Below are 20,619 nucleotides of genomic sequence, written 5' to 3'. Positions count from 1 at the left end.
ATAAAATGAAAAAAGTGACTATGTTTGTATGGAACCATTTCACCAACGATGCCCGTGTCATGAGGGAAGGCGTGACGCTCAGTGCGCACGGCTACGATGTGAATCTTATAGCGATCGAGAATAAGAAGGACCCGCGTGCAAAAGCTTTTGAAGTGGTCAATGACCACTTCCGGGTGCATCGCGTACCCATGTATCCTTGGCTGCTCGAACTCTATCAGAATAACAAAAAAGAGTTTGTCATCAGTGTGGCTGGAATTACGGCAATCGTCGCTCCAGCCCTTTTCTATAAATCCTGGATACTGATGTCAACCTACTTCGTCTTCCTCGCCACTGCATATGGTGCAGTGAAGCATAATGGTACAAGGCGTAATTTGATAAAGCTTGCCAGAAGTACAAAGATGATCATCAAAGGATACCGTCAGAATGCGGATATATACCATGCACATGATCTGAACACCCTGACCCAGGGGGTAATCTGCTCTAAAGCAAGGTTCAGGCAAAAAAAATTGGTCTACGATTCCCATGAGGTGCAGACCGACCGTACCGGATACAACCCAAAGATGATTGCCAGATGGGAGGGAGCACTTCTTCCATTCGTCGATGAGACGATCGTCGAGAACCATACGAGAGCTAAAAAACATGAATCTCTGTATGGCTACTATCCACATACGCTCTACAACTACTCGGAACTGTTTGATATAGAGGAAAGACCAAAAGCAGATCTTCACAACACACTCGACCTTCCCAAAGAAGAGAAGATACTGCTGTATCAAGGGGGTGTCCAGCCGGGGCGGGGTCTTGAACTCCTTGTCCAGGCAATGCCCATGATTCAGGAAGGCACACTTGTATTCCTGGGTGATGGCAGGCAGAAGCCAGAGCTTGAAACTATGGTGGCGGAAATGGGTCTCACAGACCGTATCAAGTTCTTGCCGAAAGTCCATCTATCCGAATTGCCATCCTATACGAGCAATGCCTATCTCGGGTTCCAGGTACTGCAAAACATCAACTACAACCATTATTCGGCATCATCCAATAAGCTGTTCGAATACATGATGGCGCATGTGCCTGTCATAAGTTGTGATTTTCCCGAAATCAGAAGTGTCGTCGAGGGCGAGCAAGTGGGTCTCTCGATAGATGCAAGCGAACCATCCGCCATTGCTGATGCAGTCAATCGTATGGTCGAGGATGAAGCAATGCGGAAAACATTCAGTGATAATTGTAAAAAAGCGAAATACAAGTATAATTGGGATATCGAAAAAGATAAGCTTCTTCAGGTGTATAAAGAACTCTAGCTGTATGAAGGAAGGTCTTATATATGACTTACAAAGTCAAAGTTGAAAATGTATCAAAAGTCTATGATTTGAACCGTAGTAAAGTAGCCAAGCTGCTATCACTGTTCACTTTGGGACATTTCTATAAAGAAAAGCCATACTATGCCTTGCGTGACATTAATTTTGAGGTCCAGAGTGGCGACTCCGTCGGAATCATCGGACTGAACGGCTCCGGCAAATCAACATTGTCCGATCTGCTCGGCCAGGTCACAGTAGCGACCACCGGTAAGGTCCGCATCAATGGAAGAAGTTCCCTGATTGCAATCAATGCGGGTCTGAACAATGATCTGACCGGTGAAGAGAACATACGTATGAAATGCCTGATGCACGGTATGAGTGAAGAAGTGATCGATGTACGCTATCAGGATATCGTGGATTTCAGCGAGTTGGGAGAGGAATTCATCAAGCAGCCGATCAAATCCTATTCGAGTGGTATGCGGTCAAGACTCGGTTTCTCCATCGCAATCCATACGGATCCCGATGTACTGATCGTCGATGAGGCACTGTCGGTCGGAGACGAAACATTCTCCAACAAGTGCATCGAGCGCATGAAGCAGTTCCAGGCTGAGGGCAAGACGATATTCTTCGTCTCCCACTCGGCAGCCCAGATCTCAAAGATGTGCAACAAGGCACTGTGGATCCATTATGGGGAGATAGAGGACTACGGCGAAGCGGCACCAATCATCAGTAAGTACGTCAAGTTCATCCGTGAATTCAAGGACATGACAAAAGAAGAGCAGCTTTCCTACAAGTCCGGGATGACCAAGAAGCAGCAGGAATGGAGCGAGCAGATGGAAGTGAAGAAATACAGAAGACCACTCTACCGCTATATTCCTGCAGTATCAGTGTTCGGTCTGTTCGTCTACAGTGTACTGCATCAGCTGAACATATTCTAATTGCGCCGCAAGGGGGATGATAGTATGAATCGTGAGTTTCAAAGAAAACCGTTTATCTTATCAAAGAACGCACTTCCTAAGGTAAGGGAGACGTTTGAACATGAAAGGCATCTGTCTGCTGCCCGACTATACCATGACGACAAGACGGAGATCAGTGAAGCGAAGAGTGGTAACGTCGGCATCATACTGATCGGCTATATTCTGGACATTTCTGATGGCAGTCGGAATGAAGTAGACATTCTGTCCGAGCTCTGTGACCTTTATGAATCGGACACTGCATCATTCCATGAAAGGATCGATTACCTGAATGGTCGGTACGTACTCGTACTGGATGATGGGGCTGAAACGGTGCTGTATACAGACGCCACCGGCATGCGTCCGGTATTCTACTGGAATGGTGAAATTTTTGGTTCCCATGAGATACTCGTAAGGGAGAGCGTCCGAAATGAAAAGGGGATCGACCTTCCAGGCGAGGTTTACAGAATGAACGGCTTCCTCGACTATACTTCGACACAGTCGGTCTACAAAATGAATCCGAACATGCATTATTCTATAGGGGCTTCAAAATACCTGCGACATTACCCGAGAACCGACAGCCGCAAGGCAAAAGTCGATGAAGTGGTCGAGAATACCATGCGCTACTACCAGCCTCAGGTGGAATGGCTGGATCGCAACTACGAGCTGATCTACCAGTCGCTGACTGGAGGCTATGATTCGAAAGTCTCTTTGGCCATCACAAAGCCGATCATTGATAAGATAAAGTTCTTCACATACATGATCGATCTTGAAAACACACCGGATACACAGTTCAGCCGGATTTACAGAAAGGACAAGGACCTTGTCGACCGGCTGGTGTACAACCTCAATATCGAGGACAACCATATGTACTATTATTTTCATGACTATGAAGTGCCGAAGGACTATGAAAACCATATCGGCCGCAATGTGTCATCTTCCCACTCTTATGCACTGAGTTATCTGACGCATCTTGAATTCGAGAAACGGGGCATCCATGTAAAGTCGACCCTATATGAAATAGCCAAGCTGCCGTTCAGTGAGAAATATGATGACGCCAAGGATGAGGATTCACTGATCAGTGTCATCACCAACTGGGCACCGAAAGTGCTGAGGGAAGAGCGGGAGATGCTCCGGGATATGTATCAGGCATTTGCAGAAAGAAACAGTATGGATGAATTGGCAGACCATGGCTACAACCTCCCACTCATGCTCTACTGGGAGACACGTATGGGCAACTGGCACAGTAATATCACCCAGGAGACCGACAATGTGCTGGAGACGTTCGTCTTTGTCAACAACCGTCATATGCTCAATCAGTTCATGTACCTGGATACAAAAGCAAGGGCAGACAGGACCTATTTCAATAAGGTGATATCGACCGCCTGGCCGATACTGAACTATTTCGTTCCGAATCGCTATGAGACATTAGAGGACAAGGTGGCGAAGCAGCAGAATACCGAAGCGCAGCAGATCAAAGGTTCTGCATCTCGTGCTCTGGTCGGACTGAACTATCGCAACATCAATGTCCGGGGCATCAGCAACCTGGAAGTGACAGCACAGGCGGATCATATTGAAATCAAGCCCCTTGAGGGGACGAAATTGAAGGATGATGAGATTACTCTGACACTGGCCAATAGAGACGAGTCCGACAGACCACTTGTGCTTGAAGGCTTTTATCATCACACTTCACAGAACATCTTCATCGCGCTGAATGGTGAAAAATTCTCGATCAACGACTATCACGGAGGAAAAGCCGTAACTTTGAAAGCCGGTGAGGAAATGGAAATCTCCTACCACTACGTGAAGAATTTCGATCGTTCTTCATGGTATAAAGCAGGTACGCTAACAATCAGATAAAGAATGTGATAAATATGGTGAAAAGTAGAATAGTGACAGTCCAAAGTACCGAGCTGAAAAAGGTCAAGCTGCCGTTCAATCGGCAGACGCAGCTTGAAGTGCTTCATGAAGGCAGGACCTACCATTTCCTGCTCTATCTCAGAAAGCGGACGGACCATCTGCTTGTCATGTCGAATGGAGCCATCAATCCTGTAAAGAAACGTCCACCGGTCTTCATGCGGAGTACTTGGACGGATAGTCTGCCGGGCTCGCTCATCTTTATCGATGATCCGACACTGCATGGTACTGACCTGAGACTCGGATGGGGGCAGGGCACAAGAGACCAGTTCGCCCTCGAGGTCATCTCGAATCTTATCGACACAATCTCCGAAATGCTGAAGTATGACAGGTCGCAGATCTTTTTCTACGGTTCTTCGGCCGGTGGTTTCATGTCGCTGATGTATGCCACTATGCTGGCCGGCACAACTGCTATCGTCAATAATCCACAGACGAATGTACTGAGATACTATGCTACATCATCGGACCCTTTGATTCGCCATGTTTATGGCATTCTGGATAGGGGAATCATGATGGAGCAGTATGGACACCGTTTGTCGGTTGCAGAGGCATTCAGTCACTATGGCAATGTGCCACGGATCCACTACTTTCAAAATACACTCTGCCTCCACGATATGAGAAATCATTTGGAACCCCTGATAGCAGAAATGGAGGCGGGCGGGCTGGACATGTCGCAGTTGTATGTCCATCACTATTTCGATGCTGAAGCCGGACACCGCCCGCTGTCGAAGGCGGGTACGGAACGTATTCTGCACAGTGTTCTCGTCGATGATCTCGACTATCATGTATAGCGAGACCAGAAGATGATGTGAATTTGAAAACGATAAGGAATTTGCTATAATACTTAATGATAATAATAATTACTGGAAAGAGGATTCTAATATGAAATTAACGACAGTAGGTTTAGGATATATCGGCTTGCCGACATCCATCATGTTTGCGAAGCATGGTGTGGAAGTGGTCGGAGTAGACATCAAACAGGAAGCAGTGGATATGCTGAATGGCGGGCAGATCCATATCGAAGAGCCTGGCCTACAGGAAGCTTTGGAGGAAGTACTCGAACAAGGGACGTTTAAAGCATCCACAAAGCCGGAGGCGGCAGATGTCCATATCATCGCTGTACCGACCCCGAACAACGATGACGAATTCAAGTCCTGTGACATCTCCATCGTCATGTCCGGCGTACAGAGTATTGTACCCGTACTGAAAAAAGGAGACACGGTCATTGTCGAATCCACCATCGCACCAAGAACAATGGACGACCATGTTGCTCCTTATCTGGAAGAACAGGGATTCAAAATAGGCGAAGACATCTTCCTGGTCCACTGTCCAGAGCGGGTCCTGCCCGGCAAGATTATGGAAGAGCTCATCTACAACAACCGCATCATCGGCGGTATGACGCCGGCGTGTGTCGAAGCCGGTAAGAAGGTATACGGCACGTTCGTCAAAGGGGAAATGATTGAGACGAATGCCAAGACGGCCGAAATGTCCAAGCTGATGGAGAATACGTACAGGGACGTCAACATTGCACTTGCGAATGAACTCGCGAAAATCTGCAACCATCTCGATATCAACGTCCATGAAGTCATAGAAATGGCGAACAAGCATCCGCGTGTGAATCTGCATACACCAGGACCGGGTGTCGGCGGCCACTGTCTCGCAGTGGATCCATACTTCATCATCGCAGAAGCACCGGACAAATCCCCATTGATCCAGCAGGCAAGGGAAATCAACAACTCCATGCCGGCATATGTTGTGGACTATACGAAAGAGATTCTTTCCAAAATGGATGGAAAGAAGGTGACGGTATTCGGTCTGACCTACAAGGGAGATGTGGATGATATCCGTGAATCCCCAGCTTTCGACATCTACGAGCTGCTCAGAAAAGAAGAAGGGCTCGAAGTGGTCGCCTATGATCCGCATGTCAGGATGGATTGGGTAGAGAAGGACGTCAAGAAAGCTGTGGAAGACAGCTCACTCGTACTGGTGCTGAGCGACCACAGCCAGTTCAAGGATATGACGGACGCAGACTTCTCCACGATGAAGAACAAGTACATCTTCGATACGAAGAATGTCATGAAGCATGACTTCCAGGAAGTTGAATACTACACCTACGGCAACATTCAAAAACTATGATTATTCAAGGGGAAGCAGTGCTTCTCCTTTTTTTAGAATACTATCCAAAAGTAAAGGTGATACTGTTATGTTGAGAAACTACAAGAACGATATAAAAAGGCATGAGCATCACTACAAGGGTGAAAACCATAAAATAGACTACCTTCAATACAGACAGGAGAATAGTGATCATCTCATTGTTGTGCTTTCGGGCTTCAATGGTAAGGAGACACAGGGGTCACCGGGCAGATACAACTATATGCGTACGCTGAATGATATACATATCAATAAGCTGTTCATCAAGGATTCGGTGGATAATGTGCCTGTGTACTATATGGGGACAGAAGGGAGTACCAGTTATCTGGATGACGTCTGTAGACTCATAGAAGAGAAACTTGTGGAAATGAATATTGATAGGAAGCGTCTTATTTTTGCAGGTTCCTCAAAAGGGGGAACTGGGGCGTTGCTTATAGGACTGGCTGTAGGAGCGGGTCATATCATTTCAGGAGCCAATCAACTGGATGTTGGAACTTATATCAGCACCTTGAATGATAAGCTTAAGAAGATGCTGTTCACTAGAATTGTCGGTCATGATGGACCGGATGCACCTGCAATACTCGACCGGAAATTTCGTGAAAAACTGCTTATAGATGATACACAGACGCAGTTCCATTTTCATGGCGGGAACAGAGACCTGCATTACAGCGAGCACATGGTGCCGCTTCTCAGACACTTTGACAAGCAGGGGATTCTGTATGAACTGGACTTAAGAGCATACGCGGGACATGATAATGTAATGAACTATTTTCCCGAATATTTCATCAGGAAAGTGGAAGAAATTACAGCGAATGCATTTCTGGAAAGACCTGGCGTCAAAAAGAAGAATGATGGCACGGAAATAGATGTAAAAATAAAGAATAAGACCGACAACATGGACTGGGCAATATACGTATACAAGAAGGATAGAAAGATTGAGAAGATAATGTATAACACTGAACAAAAGCACATGGTTTCAGTCAGATACGAAGATATCAGGTCCGTAAAAGTATTCCTCCGGGTGAATGGCGAAAAGGTCCAGATTGAAGATTACATTGTAAAATAAATGCGTAGGGATATGCTTATATATCCCTGCGCTTTCTTTCTATTCGACAATATTCATGACGTCCTCTTTCAATATCGGGCCCATTGTTGAGGAGTAGGTGTTATTGATATGGCCTCCATCATAGTAGATCAGAACATTACCGATAATCGGTTCATATTCACCATCGACCTTGAAGTATTCCGTATAGTCCACCGGATGGACATTCGGTGATTTATTTTCGACAAGCGACCATGGCATGGTTTCACTGATCGTCTCGACGCTCAGCATCTTCTCTTTAGTCGACTTGTAGCCGTACTGATCAAGGTATTCAGGTATATTGAATCCAAAACGTTGATTGTCGCGTATGGCGAGAACAGGAATACCGATGTCGTCACCTATCCTGTTCAATTGTTTTCGCATGCCTTCTGGGACTTCCGTATAATTGGCAAGACCGATGTCAGCAGTGGCAACAACCAGATCTATATGCTGTCTGTTCTCTCTCAGATACTCGATAGCATTTTCATTCCACTCCTGCTGGGGACCATCCGGATGAGTGGTAGAAAAGCGGCTTCCAAGCTGAGTCATATTGATGATTCTTATCTTCTCCTCTTCTGAAAATTGCTGTAGCGCACCCAGCCAGTGGGCAGAATGGGAACTCCCCGCAAGGACAAAGGAAGGACTTTACGCCGTACTTCGTATCCATGTTGCCTGACAAAAGGATACCAACTGCACAGAGCATCGGCCATAGAGCAATGTAACCTGGAAACATGGAGGATACCTCGAAAATGATGCCTGTCAGAACCAGGCCGATCAGGCCAAACCAGCCGGTAATATCCCCAAGTACGCCTGGTATTGTAATTCTAGATAAATTTACTGCCAGAAGACCGCCGAGAGAAAACTCCCACACCCTTGTACTGACATCAAAATATGCCCATGGCTGGTTCACTTCGGTGAGATATATCGAGTAGCTGAGAGAAATGATGAACGTCAGGCCAAGGGTCGTATTGATCAGTTTGCGTCCATTCCAATCGATTTTCCTTCTTAAGATAAAGAAAATGAATGTGAAGACAATGAACCAGATCAGATAGAACTGCCCCTGGATGGACATCGCCCAAAAGTGTTCCAGAGGCGTTTTCATCTGCTCACGGTCCAGATAATCAGTACTGGACAGGGCCAGCTGCCAATTCTGTTAGTAGAGCAGTGAAGCAATGGTTTCATTGAATGTCTTTTCTAGTATAGTTCTTGGCAGTAAGAATATACTCAGTGCAATGATAGCCAGTACGACTGTCAGAACCGAGGGCAGCAGTCGCTTCAACAGATTGGATATGTATGGAAAGAACTTGAATTCTCCAGTTTTATTGTAGCGGGAAATTATGGATGTAGTGATCAGGAAGCCTGAGATGACGAAGAAAACATCTACACCACCAGATATGCGACCGAACCATATATGGTAGATTGCAACAAGCAGTACAGCAATGATGCGCAAACCTTCAATTTCAGGACGGAATTTTTTTTTCTAGATCTATGGTCTTATACATGGAAGCGTCTCCTATATTGAAATTCAATTGTTCATTATACGTCAATATATGTAAAAATCATATAGCATTACCAAATGATTTCTTTTGAACTTACAGTTGCCACCTCACACATTATTCTATATTATAAAAATAACATATTACATTTTTCAAAATATTTAAAAATATGTAATTGAAGGATGGCAAGCCAAGGGCCATAATTGAATTCCATATAACAGTGATGCTGAATTTCCAGTCGACGATATAATGACAGATCGAGTTTATAGAAAACTTTAAAGAAGGTCATATTATGTCAAAATCAAATGTGCAGTTGGACATGCAGCAAAAGCAGTTCAGACCGGAAATTGAAGGTTTGCGTATTGTCGCAGCCCTACTTGTTGCGATCTACCACATATGGATGCAGAGGGTATCTGGTGGCGTGGATGTATTCTTTGTCGTATCCGGTTTTCTTATTACAGCTTCCCTATTATCCAAAGCAGGGAAGAATGGTACAGTCAATTTCTTCGACTTCATACTGGGACTCGCAAAACGATTGCTCCCTGCGGCGCTGATTGTACTGTTCACCGTCATCATAGCCAGCTACTTCCTGTTGCCCGAGACGCAATGGAACCAGACGATAGGGGAAGTATTTGCGTCACTCTTCTATTACGAAAACTGGCAGCTTGCCTTATCGAATACTGATTACCTGGATCAGACCAATGAAAAGAGTCCGGTGCAGCATTTCTGGGCGATGAGCATCCAGGGACAATTCTATATCATCTGGTTCTTCATCATCATTTCTGCACTCTGGATCAGCCAGAAGTTCACTAGAAACATCAGAAAGACGCTATTCATCATTCTGGCGGTGCTGACGCTCGCCTCTCTCAGCTACTCGGTCCATATTACAGCGACAAACCAGCCGTGGGCATATTTCGACACGGGTGCGAGAGTATGGGAGTTCGCACTTGGCGGCATATTGTTCCTATTCATTACAAGAATCAGGCTTTCAAGTGCATTGAGCAGTGCAGCGGGGTGGCTCGGCTTCATCGCTCTGATCAGCTGTGGTCTCTTGCTTGATGTGGGTGGGCAGTTCCCGGGACTCATCGCCTTCTGGCCGGTACTGGCAGCCATCCTGGTCCTCGCTGCCGGACAGAACCCGACAAGGTTCGGGGTGGAGAAGTTCCTCGGCTCAAAACCGATGATGAAACTTGGCGGCTATTCATATGGGCTGTATTTATGGCATTGGCCGATACTGGCATTCTATTATGCCGTGATGGAAACGAGAAATGTACCGGTCCACCATGGCATCCTGATCATTCTCGCATCGTTCATGCTGTCCTTTGCAGTGACAACTATCATCGAGAAGCCGATAAGGAGCATCAAGGAAAAGAATCGCTACCATTCGAAAGCAATTGCCGCGCTGGTCATAGTGGCTGTTCCTGTTTTCGTTGCCAATACACTATGGAGTGGTTCCATCAAGGAGGATGTGGCTGCAAGTACTGCCGAGGGATCGGAGGAATTTCCAGGAGCGCTGGCCATAGTGAATGATCTCGACATCTCCTATGATGAAAATACGGAATTGCTGCCGAGTCCTGCGAACCTGGATATCAATATGGCGATCACCTACGAAGTCGGATGCCACCATGAAGAGGGTCAGGAAGAATTGCCGGTATGTGAATACGGGGAACTGGAGAATCCGGAATACGAAGTGGTGCTGGTGGGCGGATCACATGTTGTCCCTTGGCTGAGCACCATACAAACTTTCGCAGAAGAGGAAAAGATCAAGATATACAACATCACTAAAATAAGCTGCCGTTTCAACGGCACAGGCACAGGAGAAGATATGTCGGAGGAGTGTCCCGAGTGGAACCAGATGGCCAAGGAGAAGGTCATCGAACTCGCTCCTGATCTGGTCATCGTCAATACGGATATCGGCATACCGACTTCCCCGGTCGTCGAGCCTGAGCGGGTGGAGCTGTACAGAGAATTCGATACCCACGGTCTTGAAATATTCGGCATACGGAACAACCCGCGTCCGCTGTTCGATATGAATGTGTGTGCAGATCCTGCAAATATAGAGCATGAAGAATGTTCGATTGTTGCGGAGGAATACGTGCCCATGCCAAGCAAATGGGACAGGGTGGAAAATAAACCATCCAATGTCACCGAATATGACTACTCCGAGTACTTCTGCCCGGATGATACATGTCCAGCAATCATCGGGAAACGGATCGTCTACTTCGACGGATTCCATATGTCGAGAAGCTATGCCGAGTCTCTGGGTCCCATCGTCAGAGAGGATCTGGTGGAGAAACTGAAAAGTACAAAGCGCTAGAAATCTGATTCTGCACGAGTTCTGAGGAAGTTCTGATCACAAAAGGCTTCCTCGGAATTTTACTATGCGTACATTCCGTATTGATAGGAGAGCGATTCACCTTCGGTATGTTACAATTCTAGATGATTGTATAATATTAATTACTTTAAAGGTGACCCAATGAAAATACTACTCATTACACAGAACTTCTATCCCGAAATCGGTTCGGGTGCAAATAGATTCAAGAATCTTTATATGCAGCTGTCGAAAAAACACGACGTCACGGTACTGACCACCCATCCGACATATCCGAATGCCAGGATGTATCAGGAGGACAAGTACTGGAATGAACCAGAAATCAACAACTCTAATGATATATTGAGGTTGAAGATGCGCAGCAACAAGCAGGGGAAGTCGATGGCTTCTCGCATGCTCTATTATCTTGAGCTTTCATACAAGGTCAGAACTTACGTCCGAGAGTACCAGCATGAATACGACATCGTATATGTGACGACACCAAACATTTTCATCCCATGGTCCGCTTTCTTTTTCCAGAAGAAGGTTAAATCGACACGCAGGATACTCGAAGTCCGTGATCTGTGGCCGGATAGTGTCCGAGATATCGAGAAGATCAATATCGATAAAATCTATCCCATGCTCAAGTTCATGGAGAAGCGGATGTACCAGAAGGCCGACAAGATCATCATCAACAATGAAGGCTTTCGCGCCCATATTGCCAGGATGGTACCGCTGAAGAAACAACTATTCATTCCAAATGGATTTACTGAAGACGAAGTTGATTTCAAGTCCATACCGGAAGATTTCAAGGTCATCTATACTGGGAATATCGGTTTTGCCCAAAGCTATGAGCAACTGATTGATGTAGCCCATCTGCTTGAAGAAAGGCAGATCATATTCAATGTGATCGGTTATGGAGTAAATGCGCATAGATTCAATGACTACATCAGACAGCATAAATTCAAGTATGTCCATACTCATGATGAGAAGAGCAGGGAAGAGTGTCTTGAAATGATACGTCACCATAGCGTACAGCTTTCATTGCTGAAAGAAAGTGATGTTTTCATGAATGTCTTGCCGGGCAAAATTATTGATGGAATCGGCTGTGGCATACCGGTAGTGACAAATCTCGGAGGCTATACGAATCAGATGATCAACAACTATAAGGTCGGGTTCGCAAAAGAGAAGGCGACAGCTGAAGAAATTGTCGATGCAATCGAGAGAATCAGGAACAATGCAGAATGGGAAGAGATGTATCGCAGGAACTCCAAGGCGCTGCTTGATGAGAAGTTTCTCTGGGAAAATAATATAGAGAAACTTGAAGCGGTGCTGGAACAGTAAAAAGCTTGAATACATACCACAATAAAGCGCACAGGTCCTGTAAGGATCTGTGCGCTTCGTTATATAGTAGGTAGACTTACTCCAAGGATGCTTTTCTCAACTCATCCTCCTGCAGAACAATTCTGTATATGTTCAGCAGATTGCTGTTGATTGCTTCGGCATCGAAGAATTGTGAAGCAATTTTGTATGAGAATTCACCAACAGGTCTGATTCTTTCGGGATGCTCCAATAGGTAATCAAGATCATTCTCTATACTGTCGAGTTTGTAGTTTCTAAACTTCTGCCCGGCACCGCCAAAGTTGTTATGTACGCCCGATTGCCAGTTATCGTGATTGATCAGCCCAATATAATTTTTACTCCCGACAGCGATTACGGGTTTGCCGCATGCCATGCCCTCTATAGCAGACCTGCCAGGCGCAATGATGATGTCGCAATCCAGATATGCTTTCTTCAATTGTTTATCCACTAGCCACCCTTTGAATTCAATCTGATGCTGACTGTCCTGAAGAAATTGCTGGCACAATGTAATGAACTCATCCTTGAATGTTCCATCACCGATGATATGGATATTCAATTTCATATGCTTCTTATGACCGATATGGTTGACCGCCAGAAGCATGATATCCATGATGAACTGCTTGTCCTGATCAAAGCGGGTGATCAATCCAATGTTCACCTCGTTTGAAGAGTTATTGTAGAACTTCGGTCTTTTGAAAAGCTTTCTATCGTATCCATTCGGCATGACGTAATATCTTTCATGATGCCTTTTAATTTTGCTCTGCAGATTCGTTTTGATGCCTTCTGATACCGTCACAACTGCGTTCAGGTGATCGATATGTTTTCTCAGTTCATCGTGCCACATCCCGTGATAGGTTTCTATCATGGGAACGTTGTGCTTTCTGCCATACATCAGAGCAGAGTGCTTTGAAGGCCCTGGATGAAAATGGATCAGATCAAAATGAACGCCTGCCTCTTCGATAAGAGCTACAGTATCCTCGGCACTCGAAAAATCGGTAGGTATCGTTCTGATACCCTGATTTTCCATACGCTCTTGCAGCAATCCGGGTTTCAGTACAATATGGACTTCACACTTCTGCTTTTTCATATAGAGGGCAGAAGCATAGACGTTCTCATGAAGGCCACCCATTGGTGCGTTGAAATAAACGATGTATAACAGTTTCATAATATCCTCCTTAAATGGTAAATTCTGAATCATTATTACCATTAAACTATAAATCTAGAAATGAATAAAGCGTTTCTACTACATATATGGAGGTTAAGTGAATTGTCCTGAGGCATCAAATAAGCAATGCAATTATCAGATTGCGTCACTTATTTCAGTTATTGGACCGCTACATTGTCCAATTCTTCATAGGAGACGATGTAATAGCGTCCATCCTGCTCAATCACGTCATATCTCGTGTAGGTCTCATTTACACCATCGGATGTTGCATGGGAGTACTCTCGATAGGCGTAGACGCGTAGGGTGCCGTCTGCAGCCTCTTCGACTCTATCAATCTGGACGGAGTAGGTCATATGATTTGCGAACTGGCCGGAAGCTTTGTTGGCGACAAGGCGTTCATGTCCTTCTGATCCAGGATAGAAGTAACTCTCTGCCTGGTTGCTCACACCACCGAAATAACCAGGCAAGGCAAATAGATAATCGGTTATAAAGTTTTCTGGGTATTCAGCGTCCGGTTCAGTGTCGGGTACAGCTTCGCCTTCCTGGCTCACAATGTCACGTGATTCACCGTACTTCATCTCGAATGAATATTTAACAGCGCATGGCAGGCATCCACTCCCAGGCGCCTGCGGCAGCGTGCCATCATCCACCAGCTTTTTATATGCGTCAAATTGTGCATTCAACGGGACATTTTCACATTCAGTCAATTGGGACATGATGCAATGTTCAGCATTGGTATATCCGGATGATTCTTGTGGTTGAACCGTCTCTTCTGTCGATGGCTCGGCTGTTTCCTCGGAAGAAGCTTCTATGGAAGGTTCAGCAGATTCCTCCGATTCCATTTCAGTTGTCTCTTCTGACTGTTCTTTTTCAGGTTCCGCATCACTATTACTTTCTTCAGAGACGTATTCCGTAGAACTTTCTAAGGAATTATTTTCTGCCGGCTCAGTTGCATTGATTGACGGTACCTCTTTCGAATCATTATTTTCAATAAAAAGAGTGGAAATAAATAAAACTCCGATAATCAACATACCTAGTCTTATGGTTATATGTAAGTCCTTCATTGGACCCCCTCAGTTCTTTTTATTCTAGTGTAGATTAATAAATAGATAAAAGGAATACTTTTTATTAGAGGCTGTCAAATACCTTTCCAACATACTTTCCTCAAGGCATGATAGAATGACGTTCCAGATAAATAGAGTAATAATATTGGCGTGAACCAATACGAAACCCTGCTTTTCATCAAAGTTTTCACTTTTTCCAGTGGCTAATTTGAAGACAGCATACTAATGGCTTCCAAGTTATTTATATGTACATATTGCGATTTTAACTTTATTTTAACAAGATTTGCGATAATCTATAATAAACGAGTGCCATCATGGGTATGAAAGAAGTTAACGATCAACACGTCATAGTTTTTCAAACACTTTTACAAACGTTTCATGCTAAAATGACGTATCAGAGAATAGGAGAGGATCCATAATGGCAAGAATCAACATGCATCGTTCATACTTCACCTATGAAGCACTGCTATTCATCGCGGTCTTTACGGTCCTGTTCGTTATCACGAACATTGTCATGATGGATTACCGTGGCATCCAGGATCTCATCTCTTCACAGGATCCTTTCATGATACTGATACTCGGAGCAATTCTTGCCTACCTATATAAGAATTCCAAATTGTCATTTGCGCCACTTAGAAAGGCCTTTCTCGCTTTGTGGGGGCTCTATCTCGGTTTTGTATTCCTGAGCATGTTCATCGCCGACCACTTCGTCGCCACAGAAGCACTGATACTGCTTATGGTGACGGTTATCCTTGCCTATAAGATACCAAAGCAGCTGATCATCTATCTGGTGCTCGCTGCACTGATCAGCCTGCCATCCCTGCTCATCATCGATCATACGCTGAATGAGTCGGGGGCGACGCTGGTAATGGTCATCACAGCCGGTTTCCTGATCGTACCGAGAACGAACCGTGCGATGATTCTCTACCTGCTGCCGGCCTTCCTGCTGCTCAATCTGATAACGACGAGCCGGACGGCGATGGGAACGTTTCTGCTCATCTCAGCGTTTCAGCTGGCCTGGATCAACCTGTACCAGACACCAGGGAGACAGAAGCGGTGGTTCTTCGGCGCAGCAGCTGGTGCTGTCGTTGCTATCCTGGTTTTATTTGCAGGACGCATCTATCGTTTCTTCATCGGATCGAGTCTCGATAGCGGTGGTTTCAGCTGGAATGACCTGACATCGATACGCTACGAACTTTGGGCAACGGTGTGGCATAATAGACAATGGTTCGGGGAAGGGCACAGCTACTTCGATTTCACCGAACTGCTGCATGCCCATAATATCCTTTTCGATACACTCGGCCGCTACGGCATCATTGCGGTGATCCTGTTCATCCTGGTACTCGCAAGCATCTGGGTCCTGTCCATTACGAAGTATACGCTGAGCATCTTTCTGTTCATGAGTGCCTACATGCTGATCGGCATGTTCGAGTACAACTATCTGTTCATGTTCGTCTACTTCTCACCGATCGTCCTGTTCTTCATACTGACGGCCTACCTGCTGACATTGAGGGAAGCCCATACAAACGTTATAGAACTGAAAAAAGCGCTGAGATTTGATTAGATCTCAGCGCTTTTTGCGTGCCCGGCTTCTATTGTAGCCGATGATTTTTCCAAGGTGTTGGATGATGGGGACATGCATCAGCATGAACTGGCCGACCTTGACGACACGGATGATGCGTTTCGGCTGTCTGATCAGCCGGTACAGCCACTCGAGCTGGAATCGGATCCAGATGGAAGGTGCACGCTTGCTCATTCCGGATAATGCATCCAGGCTGCCGCCAATCCCCATGAAGACGCCTTTGTCGAACCAGTCGATATGATCTCTGATCCAGCCTTCCTGCTTCATCATGCCAAGTGCCACAAGAACGATATCGGGCTTCGCCTCGACGACGGTCCTGATAAACGCTTCGTCATATAGATCTGCGTAGCCGTGCTGCCTGCCGGCGACGATCAGTCCCGGGTACTTTTTCAGTGCATTTTCGACGGCTTTTCTGTTCGAATCTTCTTTGGCACCGATGAAGTAGACACTGTAGCCTTTCTCAGCAGCATGGCCGAGCATATGATGCATGACATCGACGCCACACAGCCGCGCGTCAATCGGTGTGCCCATCATCTTTGCCGCATTGATGATGCCGATGCCATCAGGCAATACGTAGTCGGCGGACTGGACAGTCTCCTTGAAGTGGGCATTGTGGCGCGTGGCAATGACGATCTCCGGATTGGCAGTGACGATGAAACACTTCTGTGACTGTGCCAGACGTGGATAGACTGCATTGCTTAGAAACAGATCCATGGTCGTACTCGTGAAGTCGATATCCATCACCCGGACGTTCTTGAATTGATCTGTCATATTAATCCCCTCTGTTCATAGGAAAATACCGGTCGCAGACCGGCTATCCTTTATTGATGGTGGGAGCAACGTGCTGGCCATCAGATGCTTCTGTTTCACTGATGACGTTGTTGCTGTGGATCCAGACGCCCGCATCTTCCCCTTTGATGCGGCCCTTATACCATACATTGTTCCCGATCAGTACTGTTTCCGACACGGAAAATGAAGTGCCCGCGTAATCTGCCAGTGATTCATGAACGTACTGCCTGTGTCCGCCCCACGGGTCGGTGGATGCGTAGCCTCTGCCGCGCAACGTGAAATCCTTCTGGTCGTAGTCGACAAGAACATGGACATGGGAGGTCGTCTCGATGGCTCTAATCCAACCGATGACGCCTTCGGTGCCACTCGGCTTTGTGCTGAGCAGGTAGTAGCTTTCGAACTGGTAGGTGGCGACCCTTTTAACATAATATACCCGGTTTTTATACTTTTGAGCATCGAGTATGCTGTCGGTGGTATCAGGTGTCTCGTATATGTCGGTGCAGTCGGCCTTGAGGTGCGCCAGCCGGCTGACGGGCTCCACAGTGTAGCCGTGTGCCGCAGACAGCTCATCCCCGTCATCGAGAATCTTGAGGTTGCCATACTGCTTGTAGTTGTATGCGTTCGGATCCCGGTCCATTACACGCGTGCGGTAGTCGTCGCGTTCCTCCTTCGACATCGCCTGCCATTTCAGCAGAAACGATTCATAGAGCGGAAGGACATCCCGCACTTCACCGAACGCCTTGACACGTCCGAATTCAAGCCACAGGATCTTGTCGCAGAAACTCTTCATCTGGCTGATCGAATGGCTGACGAAGATCATCGTCTTGCCCTGTTCCTTGAATTCAAGCATCTTCCTGAGGCTCTTCTCGGCAAATGCCTTGTCACCAACCGACAGTGCCTCATCGATGATCAGAATGTCAGGGTCGACATTGACGCTGATGGCAAAGCCAAGCCTCGACTTCATTCCACTCGAGTAGGACTTGACCGGCTGGTCGATGAAACTCTCGAGTTCCGAGAAGGCGATGATGTCCGGTTCGAGGGCCTTGATCTCATTTTTGGAGAAACCGAGCATCAGGCACTTCAGTTCGATATTGTCCCGGCCTGTCAGTTCATCGTTCAGCCCCGAGGCCACCGCAATCAGCGCTGTCTGTCCATTGACGTGCACTTCGCCGTCGGATTCCGGTACGATGCCGGCAATGATGTTCGACAGGGTGGACTTGCCGGAGCCGTTGATGCCGATGAAGCCGATGACATCCCCTTTATCCGCCTCGAAGTCGACACCATTCAGTGCATGGAATGTGCGTCCATGACTGCGCGGGCTGAGCAGCCCCATGATGCGTGCCTTCTGGCTGTCATACAATGTATATTGCTTGGTCAGGTTTCTGGTAATGATTGCTTTAGTCATTTATATCCCTCTTATAGGTAGTCGATGAAATTCCGTCTGAACTTCACGTGCAGTACCGAGCCGATTGTAAGCAGCACGGCAATCAGCCCCCAGAAGTAGAGTGTCAGCTCCCAGTGGGTGACGAGGTACCATTCGGTGCCGAAGAATACGGAACGGTAGCCTTCGATCAGGTAGACGAGCGGATTCAGTTGCATGATGCGCATTAATGTCGGAAAATCCGACAGCAGTGACAGCGGCCACAGTACGCCGGACAGATAGAGTGCCATGCGCAGCAGTGAATTGAGCAGCAGGTGCACGTCACGGACGAGTGTCGACAGTGTTGAAGTGATCAGTGAAAATGAAAACACCAGCATGTATGTGCCGAACACGAAGTAGAGCAGCTGGACGTAGTATATATTGATGTAGTATCCGGCAAACTGGAAGACAACGAATGCAATTACCAGCATGAGGATATGCGTATAGAATTTCGAGAATATCGTAATGTTCGGAATCAGGCTGAGCGGGAAGTTCATCTTCGACAGCATCTTCAGACGCTTGTAGATCGACTTTGAAGCTTCGATGCTGCCCTGGAAAAAGAATGTCCATACGACGAAGCCGATGAACAGCCAGAAGAAGAAGGGCACTTCCATCGCGCCCATTTCGATCGGCTCCCGCTGCCTGAGTGTGGCAAATACGAACCAGTAGATCAGTATGCTGATCATCGGTGTGAGGATCTCCCACACGATACCGAGGTAGTTGTTCTGGTTCTTGCTCTTTATGTCATACATGGACAGACGTCTCACCAGATAGAGGTGGGACAGCTGCTCACGCAAAATGATCCATATGGATTTCATCTGTTATTTCACAACCATTCATTCATCGTTGTTGAATTATACAATTTTATCATTCAAATGACAAACAATCTCGTCACACACACGCTTTGTGGCATTCCCGTCCTCAAGCGCACAGAACCGCGCCCTGAAGGCCGCCGTGTTGTACTTTTCATTGAATCTTCCGGATTCGCCTTCATACACCGCATGGATCAGCGCATCCGTCGTCTTCACAAGCGGTCCCGGTGCTTCCTGCTCGAAGTCGAAATAGAAGCCGCGCAGCTTGTCGCGGTAGTTGTCGATATCGTACGTATAGAAGATCATCGGACGCTCGAGGTTCGCATAGTCGAAAAAGACGGAGGAGTAGTCGGTGATCAGCATGTCGGAGATGACATAGAGGTCGCGGATATCCTCATACTGCGACAGGTCATAGAGGAAGCCTTCATATCCAGTCAGATCCAGATTCTCCGCAATGAGGTAATGCAGTCTCAGAATGATGATATAGTCATCGGACAGCTCACGGCACATCTTCTCCGTATCAAACTGCAGGTCGAACTTGTACTTGCCGCGCTCGTGATAGGAATCATCGCGCCATGTCGGTGCGTAGAGGATGACCTTCTTATCAGCCGGCAGACCGAGCTTCTTTCGTATGTTCTCCCTCGCCGCTTCGTCGTTGTTTGTAAACAGATGGTCGTTCCTTGGATAGCCCGTCTCGAGCATCTCCTTATCGAACTGGAACGCCCGTCTGAATATATCCGTCGAATAGCGGTTCGGCGAAATCAGATAGTCCCATTTGCTGGCTTCCGTCGTAAAGTTCCGCTTGTACCGCTCAGTATCCGTCCCCGGCATATGTACCGTATCGATATCCGTGCCGAGCCGCTTTAGCGGCGTGCCATGCCACGTCTGCAGATACGTCGTGCCTTCCGGTTTCGGGATCCATAGCGGCAGGCGGCTGTTGGTCACCCACAGCGTCGCCTTGTTCATGTAGATCATCCAGCTCGGCGTGAAGCGGGAGACGTAGGGAATGCCATATTTTCTGAAGATCCGTGCATGCTTGCGGTCGACGCTCCACATCAGCCGGTACTCCGGATACTGGATCGACATGTACTCGTAGATCGCCCGCGGGCTGTCGCTGTACTGCTTGCCGAGAAAGCTCTCGAACATGATCAGCCGATAGTCCTTATGGAATGAATTGCCGAGCAGCCGGAACAGTATTTTATACATTTTCAGAGATAAGATTTTCAA

At 46.8% G+C, this 20,619-nt stretch carries 17 protein-coding genes and 1 pseudogene; 9 read left to right on the top strand and 9 right to left on the bottom strand.

Translation table 11 applies throughout. From position 1 onward, the window contains the following. Positions 1 to 5: 5 nt before the first annotated feature. The 6 genes from J4760_RS08000 (at position 6) to J4760_RS07975 (ending at position 7,376) form a co-directional block, all read left to right on the top strand. Positions 6 to 1,292 carry a glycosyltransferase gene (locus J4760_RS08000; protein WP_237605365.1) on the top strand — a complete coding sequence of 429 codons (1,287 nt, stop codon included), beginning with the start codon at positions 6 to 8 and terminating at the stop codon, positions 1,290 to 1,292. A gap of 23 nt (positions 1,293 to 1,315) precedes the next feature. Continuing rightward, a complete protein-coding gene (locus tag J4760_RS07995; RefSeq protein ID WP_237605364.1) occupies positions 1,316 to 2,227 on the top strand; it encodes an ABC transporter ATP-binding protein in 912 nt (303 codons plus the stop codon). Between the two features lie 24 nt (positions 2,228 to 2,251). Further along, the gene (locus J4760_RS07990) at positions 2,252 to 4,102 is read left to right on the top strand and encodes a hypothetical protein (RefSeq protein ID WP_237605363.1); all 1,851 of its coding nucleotides are present in this window, start codon (positions 2,252 to 2,254) and stop codon (positions 4,100 to 4,102) included. A gap of 14 nt (positions 4,103 to 4,116) precedes the next feature. After that, entirely contained in the window at positions 4,117 to 4,950 is an 834-nt protein-coding gene (locus tag J4760_RS07985) for an alpha/beta hydrolase (RefSeq protein ID WP_237605362.1), read from the top strand. 91 nt (positions 4,951 to 5,041) lie between these two features. Then, entirely contained in the window at positions 5,042 to 6,295 is a 1,254-nt protein-coding gene (locus J4760_RS07980) for a nucleotide sugar dehydrogenase (RefSeq protein WP_237605361.1), read from the top strand. A 67-nt stretch (positions 6,296 to 6,362) separates the two neighbouring features. Then, positions 6,363 to 7,376 carry a hypothetical protein gene (locus tag J4760_RS07975; protein ID WP_237605360.1) on the top strand — a complete coding sequence of 338 codons (1,014 nt, stop codon included), beginning with the start codon at positions 6,363 to 6,365 and terminating at the stop codon, positions 7,374 to 7,376. 39 nt (positions 7,377 to 7,415) lie between these two features. Here the strand turns inward: J4760_RS07975 and J4760_RS07970 are convergent, their stop codons facing one another. From J4760_RS07970 to J4760_RS07960, 3 genes are read right to left on the bottom strand one after another with little or no spacing between them, the layout of a single operon-like run. After that, complete coding sequence (locus J4760_RS07970; RefSeq protein WP_237605556.1) at positions 7,416 to 7,991, bottom strand: SGNH hydrolase domain-containing protein; 576 nt, start codon at positions 7,989 to 7,991, stop codon at positions 7,416 to 7,418. Further along, positions 7,876 to 8,493 (bottom strand): acyltransferase family protein, encoded by a 618-nt coding sequence (locus J4760_RS07965; RefSeq protein ID WP_237605359.1) that lies wholly within the window; start codon positions 8,491 to 8,493, stop codon positions 7,876 to 7,878. Before J4760_RS07965 ends, J4760_RS07970 begins: the two co-directional genes overlap by 116 nt. Positions 8,494 to 8,544: 51 nt before the next feature. Then, the gene (locus J4760_RS07960) at positions 8,545 to 8,841 is read right to left on the bottom strand and encodes an acyltransferase family protein (RefSeq protein WP_237605358.1); all 297 of its coding nucleotides are present in this window, start codon (positions 8,839 to 8,841) and stop codon (positions 8,545 to 8,547) included. A 338-nt stretch (positions 8,842 to 9,179) separates the two neighbouring features. On the opposite strand from J4760_RS07960, the gene J4760_RS07955 reads away from it, so the two are divergent. Together J4760_RS07955 and J4760_RS07950 are read left to right on the top strand one after the other, a co-directional pair. Continuing rightward, positions 9,180 to 11,204, top strand: coding sequence for an acyltransferase family protein (locus J4760_RS07955; protein WP_237605357.1), 2,025 nt, complete (start codon positions 9,180 to 9,182; stop codon positions 11,202 to 11,204). A gap of 159 nt (positions 11,205 to 11,363) precedes the next feature. Continuing rightward, positions 11,364 to 12,542 carry a glycosyltransferase family 4 protein gene (locus J4760_RS07950; RefSeq protein ID WP_237605356.1) on the top strand — a complete coding sequence of 393 codons (1,179 nt, stop codon included), beginning with the start codon at positions 11,364 to 11,366 and terminating at the stop codon, positions 12,540 to 12,542. 76 nt (positions 12,543 to 12,618) lie between these two features. Here J4760_RS07950 and J4760_RS07945 read toward each other — a convergent pair whose 3' ends face one another. Together J4760_RS07945 and J4760_RS07940 are read right to left on the bottom strand one after the other, a co-directional pair. Beyond that, positions 12,619 to 13,725: a glycosyltransferase family 4 protein gene (locus J4760_RS07945; RefSeq protein ID WP_237605355.1), complete on the bottom strand. Its 1,107-nt coding sequence runs from the start codon at positions 13,723 to 13,725 to the stop codon at positions 12,619 to 12,621. A gap of 158 nt (positions 13,726 to 13,883) precedes the next feature. Beyond that, positions 13,884 to 14,789 carry a hypothetical protein gene (locus J4760_RS07940; RefSeq protein WP_237605354.1) on the bottom strand — a complete coding sequence of 302 codons (906 nt, stop codon included), beginning with the start codon at positions 14,787 to 14,789 and terminating at the stop codon, positions 13,884 to 13,886. Between the two features lie 418 nt (positions 14,790 to 15,207). Here J4760_RS07940 and J4760_RS07935 point away from each other — a divergent pair, with 418 nt between their 5' ends. Next, on the top strand, positions 15,208 to 16,353 hold the full coding sequence (locus tag J4760_RS07935) for an O-antigen ligase family protein (RefSeq protein WP_237605353.1): 1,146 nt from the start codon (positions 15,208 to 15,210) through the stop codon (positions 16,351 to 16,353). A 3-nt stretch (positions 16,354 to 16,356) separates the two neighbouring features. Here the strand turns inward: J4760_RS07935 and J4760_RS07930 are convergent, their stop codons facing one another. The 4 genes and pseudogenes from J4760_RS07930 to J4760_RS07915 form a co-directional block, all read right to left on the bottom strand. Next, on the bottom strand, positions 16,357 to 17,142 hold the full coding sequence (locus J4760_RS07930) for a WecB/TagA/CpsF family glycosyltransferase (RefSeq protein WP_237605352.1): 786 nt from the start codon (positions 17,140 to 17,142) through the stop codon (positions 16,357 to 16,359). 43 nt (positions 17,143 to 17,185) lie between these two features. Continuing rightward, positions 17,186 to 18,565 carry a teichoic acids export ABC transporter ATP-binding subunit TagH gene (gene tagH, locus J4760_RS07925; protein ID WP_237605351.1) on the bottom strand — a complete coding sequence of 460 codons (1,380 nt, stop codon included), beginning with the start codon at positions 18,563 to 18,565 and terminating at the stop codon, positions 17,186 to 17,188. Positions 18,566 to 18,576: 11 nt separating this feature from the next. Continuing rightward, positions 18,577 to 19,398: an ABC transporter permease gene (locus J4760_RS07920; RefSeq protein WP_237605350.1), complete on the bottom strand. Its 822-nt coding sequence runs from the start codon at positions 19,396 to 19,398 to the stop codon at positions 18,577 to 18,579. A 36-nt stretch (positions 19,399 to 19,434) separates the two neighbouring features. Beyond that, positions 19,435 to 20,595, bottom strand: a pseudogene (locus J4760_RS07915) (CDP-glycerol glycerophosphotransferase family protein); the annotation flags it as partial. Positions 20,596 to 20,619 lie beyond the last annotated feature (24 nt).

The organism is Salinicoccus sp. ID82-1 (genome assembly GCF_021991715.1).
Taxonomy (GTDB): domain Bacteria; phylum Bacillota; class Bacilli; order Staphylococcales; family Salinicoccaceae; genus Salinicoccus; species Salinicoccus cyprini.
This window is presented reverse-complemented; position numbering and strand designations above follow the sequence as displayed.